At 53.6% G+C, this 649-nt stretch carries 1 protein-coding gene; it reads left to right on the top strand.

The window, feature by feature from the left end:
* Positions 1-462 (top strand): TolC family protein (locus AC07V8_RS25780; protein ID WP_494681198.1); only part of this gene is annotated, 462 nt, incomplete at its 5' end.
* Positions 463-649: the final 187 nt, after the last annotated feature.

Raw genomic sequence — 649 nt, 5'->3', positions numbered from 1 at the left:
ATTCCCTATTACAACGTGTCGACAACTGGCAATTCGATCGGCGTGCAGTGGAACATCCCACTCTATTCCGGCGGTGCGGTAAGCAGCGGCGTACGCCAGGCAGTGGCATTGGAAGAAAAAGCCCGTTCCGATCTCGACAATGCCCGTAGAACCGCTGCGTTGAGCGCACGCCAGGCGTTCCTCGGCGTCAGCAATGGTTTGGCGCAAATCAAGGCTTACGAGGCCGCAGAGATTTCCAGCCAGTCGTCACTGGATTCGAACCAGCTGGCCTATCAAGTGGGCGTGCGTCTCAATATCGATGTGCTCAACGCGCAGCAGCAACTGTTTTCCACGCGCAGGGATTTGGCCAAGGCGCGCTATGACACGCTGATGAATGGCTTGAAATTGAAGTCGGCGAGCGGAACGCTGAAAGAGGACGATCTGCGGCAAGTCAATGCATTCTTGGTACCCGTGCCCTATTGAGCAGATTGCCGGAAGTAGCAAAGCATGGCTTCACTGACTATTGAGTTTTTGCTCTTGGAATGCGTCCCAAAAGGGCGCACGACAATTGGCCGAAAGTGGAGCGTGCATCGCGCAATCCGCATTGACGAAAATAGTTCATCCAGCCTATTTATCAAAGCAAGTCGAGTGAGTTGAGATCTGTTTCGAA

The organism is Collimonas sp. GW821-FHT02H07, assembly GCF_059421505.1.
This window is presented reverse-complemented; position numbering and strand designations above follow the sequence as displayed.